The sequence below is a fragment of the Roseococcus sp. YIM B11640 genome, assembly GCF_049727625.1.
GTDB lineage: Bacteria > Pseudomonadota > Alphaproteobacteria > Acetobacterales > Acetobacteraceae > Roseococcus.
In genome coordinates, this window is record NZ_JBBJOZ010000001.1 from 627,949 (window position 1) to 652,365 (window position 24,417).

Sequence of the window (24,417 nt, forward strand, 5' to 3'; positions counted from 1 at the left end):
GATGCGCGGGCGAAGTTAGTTTCATATGAAACCGATGTCAAAGCCGGCCTTCCTGCTGGAGGATTTCCTGCCCTACCGCCTTTCGGTGGCGGCGAACCGCGTCTCGCGCCTCTTCGCCAGCCGGTACGGGAGGGAATTCGGCCTCACCATTCCCGAATGGCGGGTCATGGCCGTGCTAGGCCGCTTCGGGCCCCTGCCGGCGCGCGAGATCGCGGCCCGCACGGCGATGGACAAGGTGAAGGTGAGCCGCGCGGTGGCGCTGCTGCTGGACCGCAGGCTGGTGCTGCGGCGGGCCGATCGCGCCGATGCGCGGTTGCAATGGCTGGACCTCTCGGCCGCCGGCGCCCGCATGCATGCGGCCATCGTACCGATGGCGCGCGCGCTGGAGGATGAGTTGCTGGCCGGCTTGGACGCCGCCGAGGTCGCGGTGCTGCGGCGCGCCCTGGGCGTCATCGGCGAGCGGCTGGCGGGGGAGGGCGAGGGGATCGACTAGCTGGCCTCAGCCCAGGCGATAGCGCGCCGCGGCGACGCGGTCTCCCGCCACGGCCTGCCGGACCTCCTCGCCCGCGCAGCCTTCATCCAGCACCAGCACCCGGTTGAACCAGGGCACCGTGCCGCGCACCCGGCCCTGGAAGAGCCGGTCCAGCGCCTGCGCCGCCTCGCCGCGCCCCTCGCAGCAGGCGCAGGCCACCGCGTGCGGTGCCTGGCCGGCGGAGAAGCGCAGCACCGCGGCCGGCTTGCCCTCGGCCAAGGCAGCGTCCAGCGCCCCGTCGTCAGGGAACAGGAAAACCGGGATTCTCGCGTCGAGGTGCCATGTCATAGGCTGGACATAAGGATATCTTTATGCCATTTGAAGGGGGATCATGGATGCACTCCTCTCCCAGCTGCGCGCGGCGGCCGAGCCCACCCGGCTCCGCCTGCTCGCGCTCTGCGCGCGGGGGGCGTTCTGCGTCACGGAGCTTTGCGCGGTCCTCGGCCAATCGCAACCGAGGCTCTCGCGCCACCTCAAGCTGCTGACCGAAGCCGGGCTGCTGGAACGCATCCCCGAGGGCCCCAACGCCTATTTCCAGGTTCCGGCCGGCGCGGGCCTGGTCCGTATCCTCCTGGCGCGCCTGCCGGAGGAGGAGCCGGTCCTGCAATCGGACCGCCGCCAGGCCGCCCGCATTGCGGCGGAACGCGCCCGCGCCGCCTCCGACGCCTTCCAGCGCGACGGCATGGATTGGGACGAGATGCGCGCCCTCGGCCTCGACGCCGGCGCCATCGAGGCCGCGCTGCTCGAGGCGCTGCCGCCCCATATCGACACGCTGCTGGACATCGGTACCGGCACCGGCCGCCTGCTGGAGCTGGTGGCCGAGCGCACGCGCCGCGCGCTTGGCGTCGATGCGAGCCGCGAGATGCTGGCCCTGGCCCGCGCGCGCCTCTCCGAGCGCGGCCTGGCCGAGCGCTGCACCGTGCGCCAGGCGGACATGTACCGCCTGCCGCTGGCCGACGGATCCTTCGACGCCGTCACCCTGCAGATGGTGCTGCACTACGCCGAGGAGCCGCAGGCCGCGCTGGCCGAGGCCGCGCGCGTGCTGCGCCCGGGCGGCACGCTTCTCGTGGCCGACCTCGCCCCCCATGGCGAGGCCGCGCTGCTCGACCGCTACGTCCACCGCTGGCCCGGCTTCGACGATGCCGAGATGGCTGGCTGGCTGGGCGAGGCGGGCTGCGCCATCGCCTCTGTCGGGGATATCGGCGGGCCGCTCCGTGTCCGCATCTGGCGTGCGGAGAAACTTCCCGCGCACGCCCTCAGCAACGCCTGATAAAGGGACACCATGTCCACACGTCCGCACCTTCTCGATGCCCTTCGTGACCAAGTGCTGCTCTGCGACGGCGGCATGGGCAGCCGCGTGCAGGCGCTCACCCTCGATGTCGAGAAGGACTACTGGGACAAGGAGAATTGCACCGAGGTCCTGAGCCTCTCGCGCCCCGACATCGTGCGCGAGATCCATCGCGGCTACTACGAAGCCGGCTCGGACATGGTGCTGACCAATACCTTCGGCGGCAGCCCCATCACGCTCGACGAGTTCGAGCTCGGCGACCGCGCCTTCGAGATCAACAAGGTGGGTGTGGAGCTGGCGCGCGAGGCGGCGGAGAGCTTCGCGGACGGGCGCCATCGCTGGGTGGTGGGCGACATCGGCCCCGGCACCAAGCTGCCGAGCCTCGGCCACATCAGCTACGACAAGCTGGAGGAGGCGCTGACGACCCAGTGCCTCGGCCTCATCGCCGGCGGCGCGGATGCGCTGCTGACCGAGACCAACCAGGACACGCTCTTCATCAAGGCGGCGGTGAACGCGGCCAAGATCGCCAAGGCGAAGACCAAGAGCGACATTCCCATCTTCGTGCAGGTGACCGTGGAGACGACCGGCACGCTGCTCGTCGGCCCGGACATCGCCGCGGCCGCCGCCGTGATCCATTCGCTGGACGTGCCGCTGGTCGGCCTCAACTGCGCCACCGGCCCGCAGGAGATGGCGGAGCATGTCCGCTGGCTCAGCCGCAACTGGCCGGGCCTGATCAGCGTGCAGCCCAATGCCGGCCTGCCGGAGCTGGTGGACGGCAAGACGCACTACCCGCTCGGCGCCGAGGAGATGGCCGGCTGGATGGAGCGCTTCGTCCTGGAGGACGGCGTGAACCTGATCGGCGGCTGCTGCGGCACCTCGACGCCGCATATCGCGGGGCAGGACGCGATGCTGCGCAAGCTCGGCGGCGCGAAGCACCGGCCGGCGCCGGTCGCGCGCAAGTACTACTGGGTGCCCTCGGTCGCCTCGCTCTACTCGGCGGTCTCGCTGCGGCAGGAGAATTCCTACTTCTCCATCGGCGAGCGTTGCAACGCCAACGGCTCGAAGGCCTGGCGCGTGGCGCAGGAGGCGAACGACTGGGACGCCTGCCTCTCCATCGGGCGCGAGCAGGTGGCCGAGGGTTCCAACAGCCTCGACATCTGCACCGCCTTCGTCGGCCGCGACGAGATGCGCGAGATGAGCGAGGTCATCACCCGCTTCACCTCCAGCGTGAACGCGCCGCTGGTCATCGACAGCACCGAGACGCCGGTCATCGAGGCGGCGCTGAAGCTGCACGGCGGCAAGCCCATCATCAACTCGATCAACTTCGAGGAAGGCGAGGGCGCGGCGACGGACCGCATGATCCTCGCGAAGAAGTTCGGCGCCGGCGTCATCGCGCTCACCATCGACGAGGTGGGGATGGCGAAGACGGCGGAGGACAAGGTCCGCATCGCGCGGCGCCTGGTGGACTTCGCCTGCAACCGGCACGGGCTGCCGCAGTCCGACCTGATGATCGACCCGCTGACCTTCACCATCGCGACGGGCAACGAGGACGACCGCAAGCTCGGCCTCTGGACGCTGGAGGGCATCCGCCAGATCCGGGAGGAGTTCCCGGACATCCAGATCATCCTGGGCCTGTCCAACATCTCCTTCGGCCTGAACGCCGCCGCGCGGCACGTGCTGAACAGCGTGTTCCTGGACCACGCCGTGAAGGCGGGGATGACGGGCGCCATCGTCCACGTCTCCAAGATCAAGCCGCTGCACGCCATCCCGCCCGAGGAGGTGAAGGTCATGGAGGACCTCATCTTCGACCGGCGCGAGGAAGGCTACGACCCGCTGGCCAAGGTGCTGGAGATGTTCTCCGGCCGGAAGGCCGCGGACGCCGTGCAGAAGCCCAAGGCCGAGACGGTGGAGGGCCGCCTCAAGGACCGCATCGTGGACGGCGACCGCAAGGGGCTGGACGACGAGCTGGCCGATGCGCTGGCCCAGGGCATCGCGCCGCTCGCCATCATCAACGACGTGCTGCTGGACGGCATGAAGGTGGTGGGCGAGCTCTTCGGCGCGGGCAAGATGCAGCTTCCCTTCGTGCTGCAGAGCGCGGAGACGATGAAGGCCGCCGTCGCCTATCTCGAGCCGCACATGGAGCGCGTCGAGGGTCAGGAGAAGGGCATCATCGTGCTCGGCACCGTCAAGGGCGACGTGCACGACATCGGCAAGAACCTGGTCGACATCATCCTGACCAACAACGGCTACAAGGTCGTGAACCTCGGCATCAAGGTGCCGCTGAACGAGATCGTGAACGCGGCGCGCGAGCACAAGGCGAACGCCATCGGCATGAGCGGGCTGCTCGTGAAGTCCACCGTCGTGATGCGCGAGAACCTGGAGGAGATGAGCCGCCAGGGCGTGGACATCCCCGTCCTGCTCGGCGGCGCGGCGCTGACGCGCAACTACGTCGAGGATGATTGCGTGAAGGCCTATGCCTCGGGCCGCGTGGTCTATGCGCGCGACGCCTTCGACGGCCTGCACCTGATGGACAAGGTGATGGGCAACGATTTCGAGGGCTACCTCGCCGCCATCCAGACGAAGCGCGCGGGCAAGTCGCGCAACGAGAAGCGCGTGCTCGGCCAGGCCGATCCGCGCGGCTTCGCGCCGGTGGACGTGAACTACGCGCAGTCCCGCCGCCGCCGCCTCACGGCCGGTGAGCCGGTGCCGAAGCCGCCCTTCTGGGGCGCCAAGGTGATCGAGACGGACCCCAAGGCGCTGGTTCCGTTCATCAACGAGCGCAGCCTCTACCAGTTCCAGTGGGGCTTCCGGAAAGCCGGCCGCTCGCTGGAGGATTTCATCGGCTGGGCGAAGCAGGAGCTGCGGCCGGTGCTGAAGCGCATGCTGGCGCTGGCCGAGGACCAGAAGATCCTCAAGCCCCAGGCCATCTACGGCTACTGGAAATGCGCAGGCCAGGGCAACGACCTCATCCTCTTCGAGGAGGACGGCAAGACCGAGGTGACGCGCTTCACCCTGCCGCGCCAGCCCAAGGACGACGGCGAGTGCATCGCCGACTTCGTGCGCGATGTCGATGACGCCGAGCGCGACGTGGTGGGCCTGCAGGTGGTCACCATGGGCCAGAAGGCGAGCGACGTGGCGCGCGAGTGGTTCGAGGAGAACCGCTACCAGGACTACCTCTACCTCCATGGCCTCGGCGTGGAGATGGCGGAGGCCCTGGCCGAGGTCACGCACAAGCGCATCCGGACCGAGCTCGGCTTCGCCGGCGAGGACGAGCGCGACATCGAGAAGATGCTGAGCCAGGGCTACCGCGGCGGCCGCTACAGCTTCGGCTACCCGGCCTGCCCGCGCCTGGAGGACCAGGAGCCGCTTCTGAAGCTGCTCGACGCGAAGCGCATCGGCGTGGATCTCTCGGACGAGTACCAGCTCCATCCGGAGCAGAGCACCAGCGCCATCGTGCTGCATCACCCGCGGGCGAAGTACTTCTCCGTCTGATGCGCGGGGCGTTCGTCCTGCTGGCGATGTTGCCGCTGCTGGGCGCCTGCGCGACGGCGCAGCGCCCCACCATCAGCGACAATTTCTGCGCCGCGCGCCTCGACCGCGCGGCGCGCGATGTGCCGCAGCCGCGGCCCGGCCAGACCGTGGCGCTTACGCGCGCGGGCTTCGACGCCGATGCGCTGGAGACGGCCGAGATCATCGGCGCGCTCGACCCGGTCGCGGACATCCTGGAGGCGGAGCGCCGGGCGGATGGCGGCACGGCGCTGCTGCTGGCGCGGCAGGGGCTGACGCATCGCGTCCTGCTCGCCATGCTCGACGTCAACGCGACGCTGGCCGCCATCGATTGCGAGGGCGAGCGCGGCGACCAGCTGCGCGGCCAGCTTCAGCGCATCGAGGCGCGGCGCACCCGCAACCTCGGCCTTGCCGGCATCCTGATCGGCGCGGCGACGGCCGCGGCCTCGGGCGGCCTGTCCATGGCCGGCTCCTCCAACGCCGGCGATATCGCGGGCGTGGTCGGCGGCGCGGCCGAGGCGATGGTCGGCGGCGCGATCCTCTTCGGCTCCTCCACCGGGCGGCTCAGCACCCGCGCGAACCTGCTGAACGAGGTCTTCCGCCAGCCGGCGAATTCCAGCCTCTTCCCGCCCACGGTCTGGCGCTACCTCACGCGCCGCGACACGCCGGACTCGCGCTCCATCGCCGAGGAGATCGTGGCCGAGTGGCGCTCGGCCGGCCTGATCGACGAGGACGATATCGAGCCTCTCTTCGACCCGGAGGGCGAGTTCTCCGTGGGCGACATGGAGCGGCGGGACGCGATGCTCGACCTGCTGGAGGCGCGCATCGCGCTGATGAGCCGCGACCTGCGGCTGCTGCTGGAAGAGGTGGTCTACCGGCCCGTGCCGGAGAGGGTCGTCCCCAGGCGCCGCAGGTAGCTAGGCCGCCCGCGTCAGCGGCCCATAGGCCTCGGGGATCTCGCCGAGGTCGTAGGGGGTCAGGTTCTCCATCGCGTGCAGATGCGCCTCGTGGCGGCCATCTTCGTGGAACTCGTGCTCGATCCAGCCCAGCAGCTTGTGGCCGACCGGGACGTGGAAGGCATCGCCCACGATGAAGGCGACGGCGGGCGCCCAGATCTGGCGGATGCCGTCGGCCTCGCGGTCGCGCCACTGGTGCACATGGCCGCTCGCGATCACGTCGGGGCGGCGACCGCCGAACATGGCCAGCAGCTCGGCGCGGGGGGCGGGCAGCAGCGGCCAGTAGTTGACGGCGGTGTCGGCCAGCGCCTCCTCGGTGATCGGCTTGTGCTGGAACAGCGCGATGCGGCGCGGGCCGGCGCCCCGAATGGCGGCGGCGATGCGCTCGCGATGGCCCTCATTGGCTGCGAAGCCCTGGGTATCGAGGCCGATGATCCGCCAGCCCGGCACGTCGCGGAAGAAGCCGAGCGGGCTCACGCAATTCTCCCAGCGCGCGAAGCGCTCGACGGAGACGGGCTGCTTGCTGGGCAGCGTCAGGTCGTCGCCCACATCGTGGTTGCCCGGGACCGCCACCCAGTCGAGGCCGAGGCTCCTCATCATGGCGGCGCCATGCCGCAGGTCCTCATCCGAATCGGCGCCGTTGAGCGAGAGGTCGCCGGTGTGGATCACGAGCTCGGGCCGCGCGTCGCGCAGCGCCTCGGCGAGCGGCGCGAAATTCCCGTCGAAGAGCGGACGGGCCGGCGAGAGATGCGTGTCGGTGATTTGCGCGATGCGGAAGGACATGGGGCGGTTTCCATCAGGGGTTCAACGAAGAATCCGGCCGCAGGGCCGGATTCCTTATACTCGTAGGGGGACGGAGAAGCCCGCGCTCATCCCCTGGGGCGGGGGAGGAGGCGTCGCACTTCCGTGGCCATGTCCGCCAGCGCCTGCTGCGGCGTGGCGCGCTGCTCGACGATGCGGCCGGAATTGTTCACGACGCTCTGCGTCACGCGCACCGAGTTGGCGCCCGGGAAGGCGTACCACGGAATGCTGATCGCCATCTGCTGCGTCGCGGGAACGTAGAGCGGGTTCTGCCGGTAGAACTCGCCGAGATACTTGTCCTCGTCGATCGCGAGCTGGTTGGTCGGCACGTAGCCGGTGTTGCGCGCCATCAGCGAGGTGCCCTCGGGGCTCGTCGAGAAGCGCAGGAACTTCCACGCCGCCTCGTGCCTGGGGCCTTCCTTGGTGATGAGCATGCCGGCGGCGCCGCCCGTGGGCAGGCGGCCCTTCTGCGCGTCGATGATGGGCATGCCGGTCGTGCGGAGCTGGAAGTTGCGGCCGACCTGCTGGAGCGAGCCGCGGATCATCGCCGTCGTCCAGAAGAACAGGCCCATCTTGCCCGCCGCGAAGGCCTGCGCCGCCGCGTCGCGCGAGAGGTTGGCCATGCCGCCCTCCTTCACCATGCGGTCCAGCAGCACGAGCGAGGCGAGCCCCTCGGGCCCGGCGAAGGCGATGTCGCGCTCGTCCTCCGTCAGCATGCGGCCGCCATGGCCGAAGAGCAGCGCCGAGAACATCCAGTCGTCGCTCGACCAGGCGTAGTGCATGCCCTCGATGCCGTCGCCCAGCGCCTTGATCTTCGCCGAGAGCGCGATGATGCCGTCCCAGTCGGTCGGCAGCGCATCGGGGTTGCCGCCGGCGCGGCGGACGAGATCGGGGTTGTAGAAGCAGATCGGGTTGGAGGCCGCGAAGGCCAGGCCCGACTGGATGCCGCCGAAATGGCCCAGCGCCAGCATCTGCGGCGAGTAGCCGTGCTGCGCGGGATCGCCCTCGCGCGCCAGCAGCGGCGCCAGGTCCTGCGCGATGCCGCGCTCGGCGAAGAGGCGCAGGCGGTTGAAGCCCTGGTAGGAGAGGTCCGGCATGCTGCCCGTCGCCGCCTGGCGGAGGATGAGCTGCATGCCCTCCTCGTAGTTCACGGTGGTGACGTAGTTGATGCGGATGTTCGGCTCGCGCTTCGCGAACTCGGCCGTGATGGCGTCGTAGGCCTCCTTGTAGATCACCGGCTGCGCGTAGTGGACGGTGATCTCCGTCACCGGCTGGGCGCGCAGCACGCGGGGCGCGAAGAGCGCGGCGGAGGCCGCGGCGAGATGCAGGGTACGGCGGTCGATCATGGCGGTGGTCTCCCGGTTCATGGCCTCATCCCTTGAGGCCGGTGGTGGCGATGCCTTCCACGAAGCGGCGCTGCGCGAAGAGGAAGGCGAGGACGAGGGGCGCGGTCATAATCGCGCTGGCGGCCATCAGGGCGGCGAAGTCGTCCCCGGCCTCGTCGGTGCGGAAGTACATGACGCCGAGCGCGGGCGTGGCATGCGCGTGTCCCTGCACGACGATGAGCGGCCAGAAGAGATCGTTCCAATGCGCGACGACCGAGAAGATCGCGAAGGCGGTCGCGGCAGGCCAGGCGTTGGGCAATGCCACGCGCCAGACGATGGCGCCCTCGCTCATGCCATCCAGCCGCGCGGCGTGGATCAGGTCGTCCGGCAGGGAGCGGAAGAACTGGCGGAAGAGGAAGATGGCGAAGACCGAGATGGTCGAGGGCAGGATCAGCGCCGCATAGGTGTCGAGCATGCCGAGCGCGGAGAGCCCCGCGTAGAGCGGCAGCGCCTGCACATGGGGCGGCACCAGCAGGCCGAACATCACCGCGCCGAAGATCCATTCGCGCCCCGCGAAGCGCAGCTTGGCCAGCGCGTATCCGGCGGGAATGGCGAAAAGCAGCTGGAAGACCAGGATGCCGCCGCAGACGATGACACCGTTCAGCAGGTAGCGCCCGACGGGAACCTGGCCGAAGACGCGGCCGTAATTCTCGATCGCGGCCCAATGCTCGGGGATGAGCGAGAGGTTCGCGCGGAAGATCTCGTCCGTCGGCTTCAGCGAGGCCGAGAGCATCCAGATATAGGGCGCCAGCATCAGCAGGCCGAGCAGGCCCAGCAGGCCGAGGCGCGGCAGGTCCCGCAGCAGGGGGCGGCGCTCATCCATAATGGACGCGCCTGTCGAGAACCCGCGTCTGCAGCAGCATCAGCATCAGCACGATCGCGAGGAAGACCAGCGTGATGGCGGCCGAGTAGCCCAGGCGCAGGAAGGTGAAGCCCTCGGTGTACATGGTGTAGAGCAGCGTTTCCGAGGCGCGGTTCGGGCCGCCGCGCGTGAGCACCGCTACTGTGTCGAAGACGCGGATGCTGCGGATCAGCGTGATGGTCACGACGAAGAGCGTGGTGGGCCCGAGCAGCGGCCAGGTGACGAGCCAGAAGCGCGACCAGCCGCTGCGCGCGCCGTCCACCGAGGCGGCCTCGCGCAGTTCGCGCGGGATGGCGGTGAGGCCCGCCATGAAGAGCACCATGTTGAAGCCCGCATTCTCCCACACGCCGATGGCGGCGAGCGAGATCAGCACCGTGTCGGAGGAGGAGAGCCAGGCCGGACCCGCGATGCCGAGGCTGCGCAGCAGCGAGTTGAGCGGCCCGATGGTCGGGTGCAGCAGATACTGCCACGCCGAGGCCATCGCGACGGTGAGCGAGACGACCGGCAGGAAGAACACCGCGCGGAAGAAGGCACGCCCGCGCGTCCCGGCCTCGATCAGCAGCGCGAAGCTCAGACCGAGCGCGACCGAGGCGGGCGCCACCAGCCCCACATAGATCAGCGTGTTGGCGAAGGACTGCCGGAAGCCGCGATCCTCCCAGAAGAGCTCGGAGAAATTCTCGAAGCCGATGAAATGCGGCGGCCAGGTGCCGAGCTCGAAATCCGTGAAGGCCATGGTGAGCGCGGCCAGAGTGGGCAGCAGCAGGAGCAGCACGAAGGCGATGGCGGCCGGCAGCGTCAGCAGCCAGGCGCCCAGCGCCTCGCCGCGGCGGCGGGGCGCCGGGATCTCCACCGCGACGGGCATGACGAATCCCGTGTCAGGCACGCGCCGGCTCCCGCGCCGCGAGCGCGGCCCGCTTCCCGTCCGCGCCGAAGAGCAGCGCGCGCGCCGGGTCGAAGGAAAGGCGCAGCGCCTCGCCCGTCACCGGGCGCAGGCTGGGCGCGGCGCGCATCGTGACCGGCGCGGCGCCGAGGCGCAGGTGCAGCAGCGTGTGGTCGCCCAGGAATTCGGCATGCTCGACGCGCGCCTCGATGCCCGTGCCGTCCAGGCGCCAGTCCTCGGGGCGGATGCCCAGCGTCGCCGGGCCGCGGAGCGGGGTGGAGAGGCCGGTCCGGGTGCCCTCTAGAAGCAGCCGCCCGGATTCCTCGGCCGTGACCTCCAGCAGGTTGATCCGCGGGCTGCCGATGAAGCTCGCGACGCGCAGGTCGGCGGGGTCGCGGTAGATGACCTCGGGGCTCGCCACCTGCAGGATCTCGCCGGCCTGCATCACCGCGATCCGGTCCGCCATGGTCAGCGCCTCGGACTGGTCGTGCGTCACGTAGAGGGTCGCGGCGCCGACGCGGCGATGGACCTCGACGATCTCGCGCCGCATCGTCACCCGCAGGGCGGCGTCGAGGTTGGAAAGCGGCTCGTCCATCAGGAAGGCGCCGGGGGAGCGGATGACGGCGCGTGCCAGCGCCACGCGCTGCCGCTGCCCGCCGGAAAGCTGGCCCGGCCGGCGGTCCAGCAGGTGGGAAAGCCCGAGCGGCGCCGCGACCCGCGCGACATCCCGCGTGATGGCCTCGCGCGCCGCGCGCGTCCCGGGCAGCGCCCCGCCCAGCAGGGGGATGCGCTGCCAGGCGCTCATCCGACGCATGGCGAGCGGCACCGCGATGTTCTCGGCGACCGTGAGGTGCGGGTAGAGCGCGTAGGACTGGAACACCATGGCCACGTCGCGCTCGGCCGGATGCGCGGCCGAAACGTTCCGCCCGCCGATGCGCACCGTGCCGGAATCGGCGTGCTGGATGCCGGCGATGATCCGCATCAGCGTCGTCTTGCCGCAGCCCGAGGGGCCGAGCAGCGCCACGAACTCGCCGGGCGCCACATGCAGCGAGACGCCGCGCAGGATGGCGCTGCCGCCGATCGTGAGCGCGACCCGATCGACCGAGAGGCCGCCGGTGTCCGAGGGAGGTTCCATGCGCCGCCCACTAGGACCTTCCCGTTGCGGTGATGCGCCAGATTCGTGAAGCTTCCATGTCGCCCTGCGCGCTTCGCCTGGGCGGCGGAATCGGCTAGAGGGACCGCTCCTTCAGCCGCTTGGGGAGATCACTTGAGCCGTGCCGTGAATCTCGCGGCGGGGAGCGTCGCCATCGCCATCGTCGTCCTGGGGCTGAAGCTCTGGGCCTGGTGGCTGACCGGCAGCGTGGCCCTCTTCGCCGATGCGCTGGAAAGCGTGGTGAACGTCGCCGCCTCCGGCGCCGCGCTGGTCGCCGTGCGCTTCTCCGCCATGCCGGCGGATGCGAACCACCCCTACGGGCACGACAAGGCCGAGTATTTCTCGGCCGTGCTCGAGGGCGCGCTCATCCTCGTCGCGGCCTTCGTGATCCTGAGCGAGGTCTGGTCCGTCTGGCAGCGCCCGCGCGTGCCGGACCTGACGGCCGTGGGCATCCTGATCTCCATCATCGCCACGGGGCTCAACGCCCTCTGGTGCGCGGTGCTGTTCCGGGCCGGCCGCGCGCTGCGCTCCCCGGCGCTGCTGGCCGATGGCCGCCACCTGATGACGGATGTCGTCACCTCGGCCGGCGTGCTGGCGGGCATCTCGCTGGCGCTGACGACAGGGTATTTCTGGCTGGACCCGCTGCTGGCGGGGCTCACCGCCATCAACATCCTCTTCAGCGGCGTCCGGCTGGTGCGCGAGAGCGTGGGCGGGCTGATGGACGAGGCCGTGGCGCCGGACCAGCTCTCCCGCATCCGCAACACCGTCTCCCAGGCCGCCGAGGGCGCCATCGAGGCGCATGACATCCGCACTCGCCAGGCCGGGCGCTGGACCTTCATCGAGTTCCACCTCGTGGTGCCGGGCGAGATGCGCGTGGTCGATGCGCACGACATCTGCGACCGCATCGAGGCCGCGCTGCGCGCCGAGATCGGCGACGCCGTCATCCACATCCATGTCGAGCCCGAGGGCAAGGCGAAGCACAGCGGGGTGCTGGTGCTGTGAGGCGCGCGCGGCGCCGCCAGGCGCCGGAGAGGCTGGGGCCGGCCCCGAGCCCCTTGGGATGGGCGCTGCTGGCCTCGCTGCTGATCCATGCCGGCCTGTTCGGCGCGGCGGCCCTCTGGGCGCGGCGCGAGCCGGTGGCCGAGCCGCAGCAGACCGGCGTCGAGGTGGTCTGGGACGAGCAGGCCTCCGAGGCGGTGGGCGAAGAGGCCATGCCGGAGGCCCCGGGGGAGCCGCCGGGCGCCGAGGCGCCGCAAAGCCAGGCCGAGGCGCCGCCGGCGCCGCCCGCCCCGCCATCGCCTCCGCCACCCCCCATGGCCGGGCCGCCGCCCCTGCCGGATGCCCCGCCGCTGGAGGCGCCCGCGCCGGACCTCGCGGTGGCGCCGCCCGTGCCGGCGGAGGAGCGGCAGGCGCTGCCCCTGCCGCCCCCGCCACCCCCCATGCCGCCCGACGAGCGGCCGCCCGAGCCGGAGATGGCCGCGCTGCCGCGGCCGCCGCCCGCGCCCCCTCCCGCGCCGCCCCAGGGCCGCAACGCGCGCCGGGGCGGCGAGACCGCGCCCAGCGCCAGCGGCCAGGGCCGGGTGACCGGCGCCGTCGCGCCGCCCTCGCCGGACACGCGCTATCGCAACACCGCCCCCGCCTATCCCGAGCCGTCGCGGCTGGCGAACGAGCAGGGCTCGGTGGCGGTCGACCTTACGGTGAATGCCGAGGGCCGGGTGACCAGCGCCGTGGTGGCGCGCAGTTCGGGCTTCCCCCGGCTCGACGCGGCGGCGCTGCGCGCGGTGGAGCAATGGCGCTTCCGCCCCGCCACGGCCGATGGCATGGCCGTGCCCGGCGCCATCCGCACGACCGTCCATTTCCGGCTACAGTGAGCGCATGGTCAGGCTCGACATCATCACCACGCGCGGCGGCGACGGCGGCGAGACCTCGCTCGGCGACGGCACGCGGCTGCGCAAGGACGCGCTGCGTATCCAGGCCATCGGCGAGGTGGACGAGCTGAACGCCTGCCTCGGCCTGCTGCGGCTGCACGCGGACGCGGAAGCGGACGCCATGCTGGCGCGCATGCAGAACGACCTCTTCGACCTCGGCGCCGATCTCTGCATGCCAGGGACCGAGGGCGGGCTGCGGATCACCGAGGCCCAGTGCCTGCGGCTGGAGGGGGAGGTGAAGGCGATGAACGCCGCCATTCCGCCGCTGCGGAGCTTCGTGCTGCCCGGCGGCACGCCGGCGGCGGCCCATGCCCATCTCGCCCGCACCGTGGCGCGCCGGGCCGAGCGTGCCGTGGTGGCGCTGGCGGCGGCGGAGCCGGTGAACCTGGAGGCCGTGCGCTGGCTCAACCGCGCGTCGGACCACCTCTTCGTCCTGTCGCGCCGCTTCAACGGGAATGGCGCGGGGGACGTGCTCTGGGTGCCCGGAGGTTAACTTTCGGTCACTCGTTTCAGAGGGCGAGACGGAGTCTCCCTGAACGCACGCCCCGGTGGCGGTGATGCAAGAGGCCGCTTGCCCTCGCCTGGACCCCTCCAACAGCATGCTTTTGCATATTTGGAGGGATACGGTGAGCTACGCGCAATCCATGACGCGTTCCATTGCCGCCTCGGTGATCGAGGTCGTCGCGGCGGATGCCGAGTGCCGCAAGTTCATCCCGGTGGTGTCCGGCTGGTCCGTCGCGCAGCGCGGGGCGGGCGGTTTCCGCAACCTGGTCAACATGACCGGCGAGGGCATCGCGGATACGGCGATGGACATCACCCGCTTCTTCCGCATGACGCCGGAGAGAACCAAGGCGTGGCGCGACGAGTGGACCAAGGTGGGCGAGGATCAGGCCTGCACGAACATCGCGGACGTGACGAAGCGCGCGATCCTCGCAGGCATCAAGCGCGGGACGCTTTCGCACTGGATCGCGGATTCCTGGCGCTTGGACCGGGAGCCCTCGCCGACGGACGCGAGCAACCACGTCATCGCCTATCACAGCGCGACGGCGGTGCAGACGCATGACAAGAAGACCTACGTCTTCGACTGGCACGCCACGCTGATGCTGCGGAACCCGCTGATCAGCCGCAGCGCGGACGAATGGCTGAAGGGCAACGACCACTTCCGCTCGGCCTACAGCACCTTCCAGGGCTGGGGCTGAGGCCTTGCGGATGGCGAGCCTGTGGCCCGGCGCCCGAGGGCATAAAAAAGGCCGCCAGAGGCGGCCTTTCCTCAGCGCGTAGGCGCCGGGGGGTCCTGGCTGTAGTCGTAGAAGCCCTTGCCGGTCTTGCGGCCGTGCCAGCCGGCCTCGACATACTTCACCAGCAGCGGGCAGGGCCGGTACTTGCTGTCCGACAGCCCGTCATAGAGCACCTGCATGACCGAGAGGCAGGTATCCAGCCCGATGAAATCCGCGAGCTCCAGCGGCCCCATCGGGTGGTTGGCGCCGAGCTTCATCGCGGTGTCGATGCTGCGGACGTCGCCCACGCCCTCGTAGAGCGCGTAGACCGCCTCGTTCACCATCGGGACCAGGATGCGGTTCACGATGAAGGCCGGGTAGTCCTGCGCCGTCGCCGTCTGCTTGCCAAGCTTCCGGGCCAGCGCCTCGACGGCCCGGAAGGTCGGCTCGTTGGTGGCGATGCCGCGGATGATCTCCACCAGCTTCATGACCGGAACCGGGTTCATGAAGTGCATGCCGATGAAGCGCTCCGGCCGGTCGGTGCCGGCGGCGAGGCGCGTGATCGAGATGGAGCTGGTGTTGGAAGCCAGCATCGCCTCGGGCTTGAGGTGCGGGCAGAGCGCCTTGAACACCTCGTGCTTGATGGCCTCCTTCTCGGTGGCCGCCTCGATCACGAAGTCGGCCTGGCCGAAGGAGGCGTAGTCGGTGCTGGTCGTGATGCGCTCCAGCGCCTCGTCGCGCTGCTCTTCCGAGATCAGCTTGCGGCCGATCTGGCGCTCCATGTTCCGGGCGATGGTGGTCATCGCCCGGTCCAGCGCGTCCTTGCTGATGTCCACCATCGTCACCGGCAGGCCGGCGAGCGCGCTGACATGCGCGATTCCGTTGCCCATCTGGCCCGCGCCGATGATGCCGAGGGACCGGATCTCCGGCACCTCGAGCGGCGCCTCGGGCAGGTCGGAACGGTGAGCGAGGTGGATCGACATCAGGCGGGCTTGCCCAGCTCGGCCTCGAGCTCCGGCAGGACCTTGAAGAGGTCACCCACCAGACCGTAGTCGGCCACCTGGAAGATCGGCGCTTCCTCGTCCTTGTTGATGGCGACGATGACCTTGCTGTCCTTCATGCCGGCCAGGTGCTGGATGGCGCCCGAGATGCCGACGGCGATGTACAGCTCCGGCGCGACGATCTTGCCGGTCTGGCCCACCTGGTGGTCGTTGGGCGCATAGCCCGCATCGACGGCCGCGCGGGACGCGCCCACGGCGGCGCCGAGCTTGTCGGCCACGGCCTCGATCAGGTGGAAGTTCTCGGAGGAGCCCATGGCGCGGCCGCCGGAGACGACCACGCGGGCCGCCGTCAGCTCCGGACGCTCGGACTTGCTGACCTCGGCGCCCACGAAGCTGGACAGGCCGGGGTCGGCCACGGCCGCCACGCTCTCGATCGGCGCGGAGCCGCCGGTGGCGGGCGCGGGGTCGAAGCTGGCGGCGCGGACCGTCAGCACCTTCTTGGCATCGGCGCTCTTCACCGTGGCCATCGCGTTGCCCGCGTAGATCGGGCGCACGAAGGTGTCGGCGTCCACCACGCCCGAGATGTCGCTGATGGGCTGCACGTCCAGGAGGGCGGCGACGCGCGGCATCACGTTCTTGCCGGCGGCCGAGGCCGGGGCCAGCAGGTGGGAATAGTTCGGCGCGAGGCTCACCAGCAGGGCCGCGACCGGCTCGGCCAGGCGCTTGGCCAGGGAGGCGTCGTCGGCCACCAGCACCTTGGCGACGCCGGGGACCGAAGCCGCCGACTTCGCGGCCTCGGCCGCGCCGTCGCCGAGGACCAGCACATGCACGTCGCCGAGCTTGGCGGCGGCGGCGATGGTGCTGCGGGTGGGCTGGGAGACGGCCGCGCCGTCGTGGTCGGCGAGAAGGAGGACGGACATCTCAGATCACCTTCGCTTCGTTGCGGAGCTTGGCCACCAGCTCCTGGACCGAACCCACCTTGGCGCCGGCCTGGCGCTTCGCGGGCTCCTCCACCTTCAGCACCGTCAGGCGCGGCGTGACGTCCACGCCGAGATCGGCGGGCTTCACGTTGTCGATGGGCTTCTTGCGCGCCTTCATGATGTTGGGCAGCGAGGCGTAGCGCGGCTCGTTGAGGCGCAGGTCCGCGCTGACCACGGCCGGCAGCTTGACCTTGACGGTCTCGAGGCCGCCATCGACCTCGCGCGTCACGGTGGCGAAGCCGTCGGCGATCTCGACCTTGCTGGCGAAGGTCGCCTGCGACCAGCCGAGCAGGGCGGCGAGCATCTGGCCCGTGGCGCTCATGTCGTCGTCGATGGCCTGCTTGCCGAGGATCACCAGGTCCGGCGATTCCTTCTCGACCAGGGCCTTGAGCAGCTTGGCGACCGCGATGGGCTCCAGCACGCCATCATGCTCGATCAGGATGCCGCGGTCGGCGCCCATGGCGAGGGCGGTGCGGATCTGCTCGGAGGCCGCGGCGGGGCCGGCGGAGACGGCGACGATCTCGGTCGCGACACCCTTTTCCTTGAGGCGGACGGCCTCTTCGACGGCGATCTCGTCGAAGGGGTTCATCGACATCTTGACGTTCGCAGTCTCAACGCCGGTGTTGTCCGCCTTGACGCGGACCTTGACGTTGTAATCGACCACCCGCTTGACCGGGACCAGGAGCTTCATTTCCCTGACGCCTCTTTTGCTGCACTGCCGTGAAAACCGGCTGGAACCTACCTATCGGTCGGGTGGAGGGCAAGCGGGGCCTGGGCCGGACCTTATTCCGGGGGCGCGTCGAGCAAGGCCAGCAATTCGCGGACCCGTTTTTCCGGCAGGTCCCGGATAAGCCGAGAGAGCCGGTTGGCCAGCTCCGTCGCCCCGGGGCTGAGACCGGAGGTGTCCACCACCACCCGGGGGTGGGAGAGGCGGGCGAGGCGCACCAGTTCCTCCGCATCGTCCCAGATCAGGCCGAAATGCTCGTTCACCTGGTGGATCAGCCCGGCCGAGGGCCGCCCTCGCTTGCCGTGCTCCAGCGCCGAGAGATAGGCGGGCGAGACGTGCAGCGCGTGCGCCAGCTCCGTCAGGGAGATGCCCTGCTGCTCGCGCAGGGCGCGCAATCTTTGGCCGAAGGGCGTCATCGCGCCCGTCGTAGCAGGAGGTGCACCGCCCCCGCATTGGCCTTGTGCGGATGCGCGGCGGCGAGGATCAGCGGGCGCAGCCCCGGCGCGTTCAGCCAGTGCGGCAGCTCGCGGCGCAGGATGCCGCCCTCCGTGTGGCTGCCCTTGCCGGTGACGATGCACACCACCCGCAGCCCCTCGGCCTGGGAGGCGCGGAGGAAGCGCTCCACCTCCTGATGTGCGCGGGCGGCGGTCATGCCGTGCAGGTCCAGCTTGCGCTCGGGCCGCATGTCGCCGCGGCGGAGGTCCCGCCAGCGACGGGCATCGAGGCCCGAGGGCTGGGTGCCAACCGCGACCTCGGCCGCCGGCAGGCGCGCGCGGGCGACGGGCTTGGCCGGGGCGGGCGCAGGGGCGCGCTCCGGGACCGGCATGGCCTCCGGCACATCGGCCAGCTCCGGCAGCTTGCGGCCGGGCAGGGGGCGGATGCTGCGCGCGACGGCGGCCCAGAGCGCCTGGTCCTCGGCGGAGAGACCCCGCCGCCTCACGATCCGGCGAGCGCGGCCAGGTCGTCGTCCAGGATCAGGACGTGCAGCATGCGCGGCCCCCGGTCCGCGGAGCGGACATCAGCATCAGGCATGGGCCGCCTCGGGATCGTCGTCCAGGATCAGAACGTGCAGCACGCGCGGCCCCCGGTCCGCGGAGCGGACATCAGCATCAGGCATGGGCCGCCTCGGGATCGTCGTCCAGGATCAGAACGTGCAGCATGCGCGGCCCATGCGCGCCGAGTTCGAGCGTCTGCTCGATGTCGGCGCTGCGCGAGGGGCCGGTGACCAGCATGACGTTGCGCGGCATGAAGCCGCCGGTCATGGGGTCGCGCCGCTCGGCCCGCAGCAGGTCCCAGGCTTCCTCGTAGGCGCCGGTGATGCGCGAGGCGCGGACCAGCACCATCGCGACGTCCGGCAGGAGGTTCAGCGTGGTGGGCCGAACGGGATCCGACGGCAGCATGAGCGTGCCGGTCTCGGCGATGCCGGCGAAGGCGGATTGCAGGCTCACGAGGTCGGTCGGCTCGCCGCGCCGCGCCTCGAACTGCAGCATGGGGCGGCTGGCCCAGCCGGCTCCCTCCAGCTCGGGATTCGGCGCCATGGCGAAGCGCGGCGGCAGGTTCTGCGCGGCGAGGTAGTCGGCCACCGCGCCGGGCAGCGCCTCCAGCGAGGGGATGCGCTCGACGCTGCCGAACTCCTTCTCGACGTTGCGGATGAAGAGCGCGATCTGCTCCGGCCGCGAGACGCGCGAGCGGGCCGGGATCAGGTGGCGGGGCGGCGCGGCCATGCGGGCGCGCAGCATTTCCTTCTGGTCCTCCGGCAGCTCGCCGCGGCGCAGGCCGCGGCGGATGGAGCCCAGGATGGCTTTCTTGCTCATCGGCGCCGCCCCGGCTCGCGCTGCCGTTTCCTGTACTGCGCCATGAAGGTGCCGCCGCGCTCGGGCACCGGCAGGTCGCGCCCCTCGGTCCAGCTGCCGGCGAAGGGCAGCGACCTGAAGGCGCCCTTGCTGCGCCCCAGCAGGCCAAGCGTGCCGATGCCCAAACGCGAGGCCATGCGGTACATCCATGGCCGCTTCGCGAACCAGGCCCAGAGGCCGAGATTGCTCCTGAGAGTCGAGGGCGTGAGGTGCCGCTCGAACTCGTTCTCGCGCCAGTGGCGCATGAGGTTGGGCAGCGGGATCTTCACCGGGCAGACGCTTTCGCAGCGGCCGCAGAAGGTGCTGGCATTGGGCAGCAGCCCGCTCTTCTCCACGCCGATCAGCGAGGGCGTGAGCACCGAGCCCATGGGGCCGGGATAGACCCAGCCATAGGCATGCCCGCCGACGGCGCCATAGACCGGGCAATGGTTCATGCAGGCCGCGCAGCGGATGCAGCGCAGCATCTCCTGGAACTCGGTGCCGATCATGTTGGAGCGGCCGCCGTCGATCAGCACGACATGGTACTCCTGCGGCCCGTCGAGATCGCCCTCGCGCCGCACGCCGGTGCTGAAGGTGGTGTAGACCGAGAAATCCTGCCCGGTCGCCGAGCGCGCGAGCAGCCGCAGCAGCGAGGTCGCGTCCTCGAGCGTCGGCACCATCTTCTCGATGCTGGCGAGCGCGATGTGCACGCGCGGCAGCGTCTGCGTCAGGTCGCCATTGCCCTCGTTCGTGACGATGACGCTGCTGCCGGTCTCCGCGATCAGGAAGTTCGCGCCCGTGATGCCGACATCGGCGGCAAGGAACTTGTCCCGCAGGCGGGAGCGCGCCTCGGTGAGGATGTCGCGGCGCTCGTGGAAGACGCGGTCCTTCGGCAGGTCCGTGTGCATCTTCCGGAAGCTCTCCTCCCAATCCTCGACATTGAGGTGGAAGGCGGGCGCGATGATGTGGGACGGCGTCTCCTTGCGGAGCTGGATGATGTACTCGCCGAGGTCGGTCTCGATCGGCGCGATGCCGTGGCGCTCCAGGTGGTCGTTGATCCCGAGCTCCTCGGAGATCATCGACTTGCCCTTGGTGACCGTCCGGGCACCCGCGTCCTGGCAGATCTTCAGCACGGCGGCGCGCGCTTCCTCGGGCGTGCTGCACCAGTGCACCTGGCCGCCCGCGCGCTCGACATTGCCGGCGAAGGTCTCGAGGTAGAAGTCGAGGTTCGCGAGCGTGTGGTTCTTGATGTCGCGCCCGATGTTCCGCAGCTGCTCGAATTCCGGCAGGCGCTCCACCGCGGCGGCGCGGCGCTGGAGGAAGGCGCCCTTGGCGGTGCCCAGCGCCTTCTGCAGGCCGGGATCGGCCATGGCGCGGCGCGCATTCTCCTTGAACTGGGGCGAGGTGGTGAGCACGAGGCGCGATTCCGGGGCTGAGGGGTTTCCATATTAGCCCAGCGGTCCTCTGGGCAAAGGGGTTAGCGCATGGCAACGTCCGTACAAATCAAGCTTCTGAGGACGTTCCAATGACCCTCATGCCCGGCCGCCGCGCCGCGCTCGGCCTTCCGCTTGCCCTGCCGCTGATGTCGGTGGCCGCGCCCGCCATCGTGCGGGCGCAGTCCGCGACCATCCGCATCGGCGTGCTGAGCGACATGGCCGGCCCCTATGCCGGCAATACCGGCCCCGGCAGCCTGGCCGGCACCCGCCTCGCGGCGGAGGATTTCATGAAGGCCCACCCGGACATCCGGGTGGAGGTGCTGAGCGCGGATGCGCAGAACAAGGTGGATGTCGGCTCGCAGATCGCGCGCTCCTGGATCGACACGCAGGGCGTGGACGCGGTGCTGGACGTGCCCATGAGCGCGCTGGCGCTGAACCTCATCGACATCATGAAGGAGAAGAACAAGGTCGCGCTCTTCACCGGCCCGGCGTCGAGCGACCTCTCGGGCCGCAATTGCAGCCCCAACCATGTCCACTGGGTCTACGACAGCTGGTCGCTGGCGCATGCGCTGGGCACGGCGACGGTGCAGGTGGGCGGCGACACCTGGTTCTTCCTGACGGCCGACTATGCCTTCGGCCATTCGCTGGAGCGCGATACCAGCGCCTTCGTGACAGCGGCGGGCGGGCGCATCGTCGGCTCCGTGCGGCATCCCTTCCCGGGCACCGCGGATTTCAGCTCCTTCCTCGTGCAGGCCCAGGCGAGCCGGGCGAAGGTGCTGGGCCTTGCCAATGCGGGCGCGGATGCGGTGAACAGCATCAAGCAGGCCGCCGAGTTCGGCCTGACCCGGCGCGGCATGCGGATCGCGGCCATGCTCACCCAGATCAACGACGTGCACGCGCTGGGGCTGGAATCCGCCCAGGGCCTGCTGGTGACCGAGAGCTTCTACTGGGACATGAACGACGGCACCCGCGCGTTCGCGGAGCGCTTCGCGCGCGAGCGCGGCGGCCAGCGCCCGGGCATGATCCACGCCGGCGGCTATTCCGCGACGATGCACTACCTGAAATCCATCGCCTCGCTGGGCGCGGCGCAAGGCAAGGCCGACGGCGCGGCGGTGGTGCGCCGGATGAAGGAGATGCCGACGGACGACCCGCTCTTCGGCCGGGGCACGGTCCGCGCGGATGGGCGCAAGATCCACTCCATGCACCTCTTCCAGGTGAAGGCGCCCTCGGAGAGCCGCGGCGCGTGGGACTACTTCAAGCTGCTGCAATCGGTGCCGCCCGAGCAGTCCTTCCGGCCGATGGCCGAGGGCGGCTGCCCGCTGGTTCGCGGCTGATGCCGCTCGCGGGCTTCTCCGACCGGCGGCTGGGCCGGGACCTCGATGCCGTGGTGCTGGTCGAGGCCGGCGGCCAGGCCAGCCGCTTCACCGTGGCCGATGGCGCCGTGGTGGCGGCCGAGCCCGCGGGCGTGATGGCGCGCTACGACATCGCGCTGCGCTTCACGGAGGAGGGCTGGCAGAAATTCCGCGCCGATCCGCCGCCGCCGCGCTGGGGGGACCTGATGGCGCTCCGGCGCCACGGGGCGGTGGCGATCGAGGGCGATACGCGCCTCTTCTTCGCCTACCTGCCCTGGTTCAAGGCGGCTTTCGCGAAGCCGTCCCGGCCGGCGGGAGCGACGCACGCCCTCCAGCCGGGCTACGACGCCGTCACCGGCCGCTATTTCAACATGGAGCTGGCGGGCCGCCCGCACCGCGTCTTCATCGAGGAGGCGGGGCAGGGCATCCCCCTGCTGCTGCTGCACACGGCGGGCTCCGATGCCCGGCAGTGGCGGCATCTGCTGAACGACCCGGAGGTGACGCGGCGCTTCCGCTGCATCGCGCCCGACATGCCCTGGCACGGCAAGTCCTCGCCGCCGCCGGGCTGGGAGCGCGAGGAATACCGCCTCACCACCGCCGCCTATACCGGCTTCGCCATGGCGCTGTCGGCAGCCCTGGGGGCCGAGCGGCCGGTGGTCATGGGCTGCTCCATCGGCGGGCGCATCGTGCTGGACCTGGCGGCCCGCCATGCGGCGGAGCTGCGGGGCGTGATCGGCCTGCAGGGCAGCGCCTTCGTGCACCCCTATTACGACACGACCATGCTGCATCACCCCCAGGTGCATGGCGGCGCGGTCTGCGCCTCGGCCGTCTCGGGCCTCATCGCGCCCACGGCGCCCGATGCCGACCGGCACGAGACGCTCTGGCACTACATGCAGGGCGGGCCGGGCGTCTTCCGGGGCGACCTGCATTTCTACAAGGAGGAGGGCGACCTCCGCCCCCTGCTGGCGCGGATCGATACCGCGAAATGCCCGGTCCACCTGCTGACCGGCGAGCACGACTATTCCTGCCGCCCGGAGGACACGCTGGCCACCGCCGCCGCCATTCCGGGGGCGCAGGCCCGGATCATGGAGGGCCTCGGCCACTTTCCCATGAGCGAGGATTACGGCGCGCTCCGGCCCCATCTGCTGCCCGTTCTGGAGAATTTCGCGGCCCGGGGGTAAAACTTACCCCGTCCGGGCTGACGACAATCCGGCCGGACGGGGCTAACCTGCGGGCCTGCACGACAGGACCCCGCCGATGAACGAGATCTCGCGTCCGAACAACCTGGACGCCTACTTCATGCCTTTCTCGGACAACAAGTACTTCAAGTCCCACCCGCGCCTGCTCGCGCGCGCCGAGGGCATGTCGTACTACACCCCCGAGGGCAAGGAAGTCCTGGACGGCACGGCCGGGCTCTGGTGCAGCAATGCCGGCCATGGCCGCCGCGAGATCACCGAGGCCATCCAGAAGCAGGCCGCCATCCTCGACTTCGCGCCGACCTTCCAGCTCGGCCACCCGCTGGCCTTCGAGGCCGCGGCCCGCGTGGCGGACCTGACGCCCAAGGGCATGGACCGCGTCTTCTTCACCAATTCCGGCTCGGAGAGCGACGACACCGCGCTCAAGATCGCGCTCGCCTACCAGAAGGCGCGCGGCCAGGCCCAGCGCGTCCGCCTGATCGGGCGTGAGCGCGGCTATCACGGCGTGGGCTTCGGCGGCATGTCGGTGGGCGGCATCGGCGGCAACCGCAAGCAGTTCGGCGCCATGCTCCCCTATGTGGACCATCTGCCGAGCACGCACCTGCCGGGCCAGAACCTCTTCTCCAAGGGCCAGCCCGCCAACGGCGCCTACCTCGCCGACGAGCTGGAGCGGATGGTCAGCATCCATGGCGACACCATCGCCGCCGTCATGGTCGAGCCGGTCGCGGGCTCCACGGGCGTGCTGGTGCCGCCGGTCGGCTATCTGGAGCGCCTGCGGGAGCTCTGCACCAAGCACGGCATCCTGCTGATCTTTGACGAGGTCATCACCGGCTTCGGCCGCGTCGGCAATCATTTCGGTGCCGAGCGCCTCGGCGTGATCCCCGACATCATCACCATGGCCAAGGGCCTCACCAACGCTGCCGTGCCGATGGGCGCCGTCGCGGTGAGCGACGAGATCTACGACACCATCGTGAACGGCGTCGCGGGCGGCATCGAGTTCTTCCACGGCTACACCTATTCGGGCCACCCGCTGGCCGCGGCCGCCGCGATCGCCACCATCGACATCCATGTGCGCGAGGACCTTCCGGGCCGCGCCAAGGCGATGGAGCCGTATTGGGAGGAGGCGACGCACTCGCTGAAGTCCGCGCCGAACGTGGTCGACATCCGCAACTACGGCATCATCGCGGGCATCGAGCTGAAGTCGCGCGAGGGCAAGCCGGGCGACCGGGCCACGCAGGTCTTCCGCCGCTGCTTCGACGACGGGCTGCTGGTGCGCGTCACGGGCGACATCGTCGCGCTCAGCCCGCCGCTGATCGTCGAGAAGTCGCACGTGGACCGCATCTTCACGACGCTGGCGGACGCGATCCACAAGGAAGCGGCGTAA

At 70.4% G+C, this 24,417-nt stretch carries 24 protein-coding genes; 11 read left to right on the plus strand and 13 right to left on the minus strand.

Going from position 1 to position 24,417, the window contains the following annotated elements; all coding sequences use genetic code 11:
• Positions 1-34 precede the first annotated feature (34 nt).
• The gene (locus tag WJM96_RS03190) at positions 35-493 is read left to right on the plus strand and encodes a MarR family winged helix-turn-helix transcriptional regulator (protein ID WP_424810973.1); all 459 of its coding nucleotides are present in this window, start codon (positions 35-37) and stop codon (positions 491-493) included.
• 6 nt (positions 494-499) lie between these two features.
• Here the strand turns inward: WJM96_RS03190 and WJM96_RS03195 are convergent, their stop codons facing one another.
• On the minus strand, positions 500-820 hold the full coding sequence (locus WJM96_RS03195) for a hypothetical protein (protein WP_424810974.1): 321 nt from the start codon (positions 818-820) through the stop codon (positions 500-502).
• Positions 821-863: 43 nt separating this feature from the next.
• On the opposite strand from WJM96_RS03195, the gene WJM96_RS03200 reads away from it, so the two are divergent.
• Genes WJM96_RS03200 through WJM96_RS03210 form a run of 3 tightly spaced genes read left to right on the plus strand, consistent with a single transcriptional unit; the run spans position 864 to position 6,244 of the window.
• The gene (locus WJM96_RS03200; RefSeq protein WP_424810975.1) at positions 864-1,802 is read left to right on the plus strand and encodes an ArsR/SmtB family transcription factor; all 939 of its coding nucleotides are present in this window, start codon (positions 864-866) and stop codon (positions 1,800-1,802) included.
• A gap of 12 nt (positions 1,803-1,814) precedes the next feature.
• Positions 1,815-5,312, plus strand: a complete 3,498-nt coding sequence (gene metH, locus WJM96_RS03205) for a methionine synthase (RefSeq protein ID WP_424810976.1) — start codon at positions 1,815-1,817, stop codon at positions 5,310-5,312.
• The gene (locus tag WJM96_RS03210) at positions 5,312-6,244 is read left to right on the plus strand and encodes a hypothetical protein (protein WP_424810977.1); all 933 of its coding nucleotides are present in this window, start codon (positions 5,312-5,314) and stop codon (positions 6,242-6,244) included. Before metH ends, WJM96_RS03210 begins: the two co-directional genes overlap by 1 nt.
• Here WJM96_RS03210 and WJM96_RS03215 read toward each other — a convergent pair whose 3' ends face one another.
• From WJM96_RS03215 to WJM96_RS03235, 5 genes are all read right to left on the minus strand, one after another.
• Positions 6,245-7,066 carry a metallophosphoesterase family protein gene (locus WJM96_RS03215; protein ID WP_424810978.1) on the minus strand — a complete coding sequence of 274 codons (822 nt, stop codon included), beginning with the start codon at positions 7,064-7,066 and terminating at the stop codon, positions 6,245-6,247.
• Between the two features lie 86 nt (positions 7,067-7,152).
• Positions 7,153-8,451, minus strand: a complete 1,299-nt coding sequence (locus WJM96_RS03220; protein ID WP_424810979.1) for an ABC transporter substrate-binding protein — start codon at positions 8,449-8,451, stop codon at positions 7,153-7,155.
• 4 nt (positions 8,452-8,455) lie between these two features.
• Positions 8,456-9,292: a carbohydrate ABC transporter permease gene (locus WJM96_RS03225; RefSeq protein ID WP_424810980.1), complete on the minus strand. Its 837-nt coding sequence runs from the start codon at positions 9,290-9,292 to the stop codon at positions 8,456-8,458.
• The gene (locus tag WJM96_RS03230; protein WP_424810981.1) at positions 9,285-10,214 is read right to left on the minus strand and encodes a carbohydrate ABC transporter permease; all 930 of its coding nucleotides are present in this window, start codon (positions 10,212-10,214) and stop codon (positions 9,285-9,287) included. Before WJM96_RS03230 ends, WJM96_RS03225 begins: the two co-directional genes overlap by 8 nt.
• Positions 10,207-11,346: an ABC transporter ATP-binding protein gene (locus tag WJM96_RS03235; RefSeq protein ID WP_424810982.1), complete on the minus strand. Its 1,140-nt coding sequence runs from the start codon at positions 11,344-11,346 to the stop codon at positions 10,207-10,209. The genes WJM96_RS03230 and WJM96_RS03235 overlap by 8 nt, the downstream gene beginning before the upstream one ends.
• 132 nt (positions 11,347-11,478) lie before the next feature.
• Here WJM96_RS03235 and WJM96_RS03240 point away from each other — a divergent pair, with 132 nt between their 5' ends.
• From WJM96_RS03240 to WJM96_RS03255, 4 genes are all read left to right on the plus strand, one after another.
• Positions 11,479-12,366 (plus strand): cation diffusion facilitator family transporter, encoded by an 888-nt coding sequence (locus WJM96_RS03240; RefSeq protein WP_424810983.1) that lies wholly within the window; start codon positions 11,479-11,481, stop codon positions 12,364-12,366.
• Positions 12,367-12,419: 53 nt separating this feature from the next.
• Positions 12,420-13,235 (plus strand): energy transducer TonB, encoded by an 816-nt coding sequence (locus WJM96_RS03245; RefSeq protein WP_424810984.1) that lies wholly within the window; start codon positions 12,420-12,422, stop codon positions 13,233-13,235.
• Between the two features lie 4 nt (positions 13,236-13,239).
• A complete protein-coding gene (locus tag WJM96_RS03250; protein WP_424810985.1) occupies positions 13,240-13,785 on the plus strand; it encodes a cob(I)yrinic acid a,c-diamide adenosyltransferase in 546 nt (181 codons plus the stop codon).
• A gap of 133 nt (positions 13,786-13,918) precedes the next feature.
• Positions 13,919-14,491, plus strand: a complete 573-nt coding sequence (locus WJM96_RS03255) for a hypothetical protein (protein WP_424810986.1) — start codon at positions 13,919-13,921, stop codon at positions 14,489-14,491.
• A 71-nt stretch (positions 14,492-14,562) separates the two neighbouring features.
• Here WJM96_RS03255 and WJM96_RS03260 read toward each other — a convergent pair whose 3' ends face one another.
• The 7 genes from WJM96_RS03260 to WJM96_RS03290 all read right to left on the minus strand — a co-directional run bounded on the left by WJM96_RS03260 (position 14,563) and on the right by WJM96_RS03290 (position 20,464).
• Positions 14,563-15,492, minus strand: coding sequence for a 3-hydroxybutyryl-CoA dehydrogenase (locus WJM96_RS03260; RefSeq protein WP_424810987.1), 930 nt, complete (start codon positions 15,490-15,492; stop codon positions 14,563-14,565).
• Positions 15,492-16,430 (minus strand): electron transfer flavoprotein subunit alpha/FixB family protein, encoded by a 939-nt coding sequence (locus WJM96_RS03265; RefSeq protein ID WP_424810988.1) that lies wholly within the window; start codon positions 16,428-16,430, stop codon positions 15,492-15,494. Before WJM96_RS03265 ends, WJM96_RS03260 begins: the two co-directional genes overlap by 1 nt.
• A 1-nt stretch (position 16,431) precedes the next feature.
• Positions 16,432-17,181, minus strand: coding sequence for an electron transfer flavoprotein subunit beta/FixA family protein (locus tag WJM96_RS03270; protein ID WP_424810989.1), 750 nt, complete (start codon positions 17,179-17,181; stop codon positions 16,432-16,434).
• A 92-nt stretch (positions 17,182-17,273) separates the two neighbouring features.
• On the minus strand, positions 17,274-17,633 hold the full coding sequence (locus WJM96_RS03275; protein WP_424810990.1) for a helix-turn-helix domain-containing protein: 360 nt from the start codon (positions 17,631-17,633) through the stop codon (positions 17,274-17,276).
• Positions 17,630-18,157 carry a Smr/MutS family protein gene (locus WJM96_RS03280; protein WP_424810991.1) on the minus strand — a complete coding sequence of 176 codons (528 nt, stop codon included), beginning with the start codon at positions 18,155-18,157 and terminating at the stop codon, positions 17,630-17,632. The genes WJM96_RS03275 and WJM96_RS03280 overlap by 4 nt, the downstream gene beginning before the upstream one ends.
• A gap of 169 nt (positions 18,158-18,326) precedes the next feature.
• Positions 18,327-19,031 carry a LutC/YkgG family protein gene (locus WJM96_RS03285; RefSeq protein WP_424810992.1) on the minus strand — a complete coding sequence of 235 codons (705 nt, stop codon included), beginning with the start codon at positions 19,029-19,031 and terminating at the stop codon, positions 18,327-18,329.
• Complete coding sequence (locus WJM96_RS03290) at positions 19,028-20,464, minus strand: lactate utilization protein B (protein ID WP_424810993.1); 1,437 nt, start codon at positions 20,462-20,464, stop codon at positions 19,028-19,030. The genes WJM96_RS03285 and WJM96_RS03290 overlap by 4 nt, the downstream gene beginning before the upstream one ends.
• Before the next feature lie 110 nt (positions 20,465-20,574).
• Between WJM96_RS03290 and WJM96_RS03295 the strand changes: the two genes are divergently transcribed.
• The 3 genes from WJM96_RS03295 to WJM96_RS03305 all read left to right on the plus strand — a co-directional run bounded on the left by WJM96_RS03295 (position 20,575) and on the right by WJM96_RS03305 (position 24,417).
• Entirely contained in the window at positions 20,575-21,819 is a 1,245-nt protein-coding gene (locus WJM96_RS03295) for an ABC transporter substrate-binding protein (RefSeq protein WP_424810994.1), read from the plus strand.
• Positions 21,819-23,018: an alpha/beta fold hydrolase gene (locus tag WJM96_RS03300; RefSeq protein WP_424810995.1), complete on the plus strand. Its 1,200-nt coding sequence runs from the start codon at positions 21,819-21,821 to the stop codon at positions 23,016-23,018. Before WJM96_RS03295 ends, WJM96_RS03300 begins: the two co-directional genes overlap by 1 nt.
• A gap of 76 nt (positions 23,019-23,094) precedes the next feature.
• Complete coding sequence (locus WJM96_RS03305) at positions 23,095-24,417, plus strand: aspartate aminotransferase family protein (RefSeq protein WP_424810996.1); 1,323 nt, start codon at positions 23,095-23,097, stop codon at positions 24,415-24,417.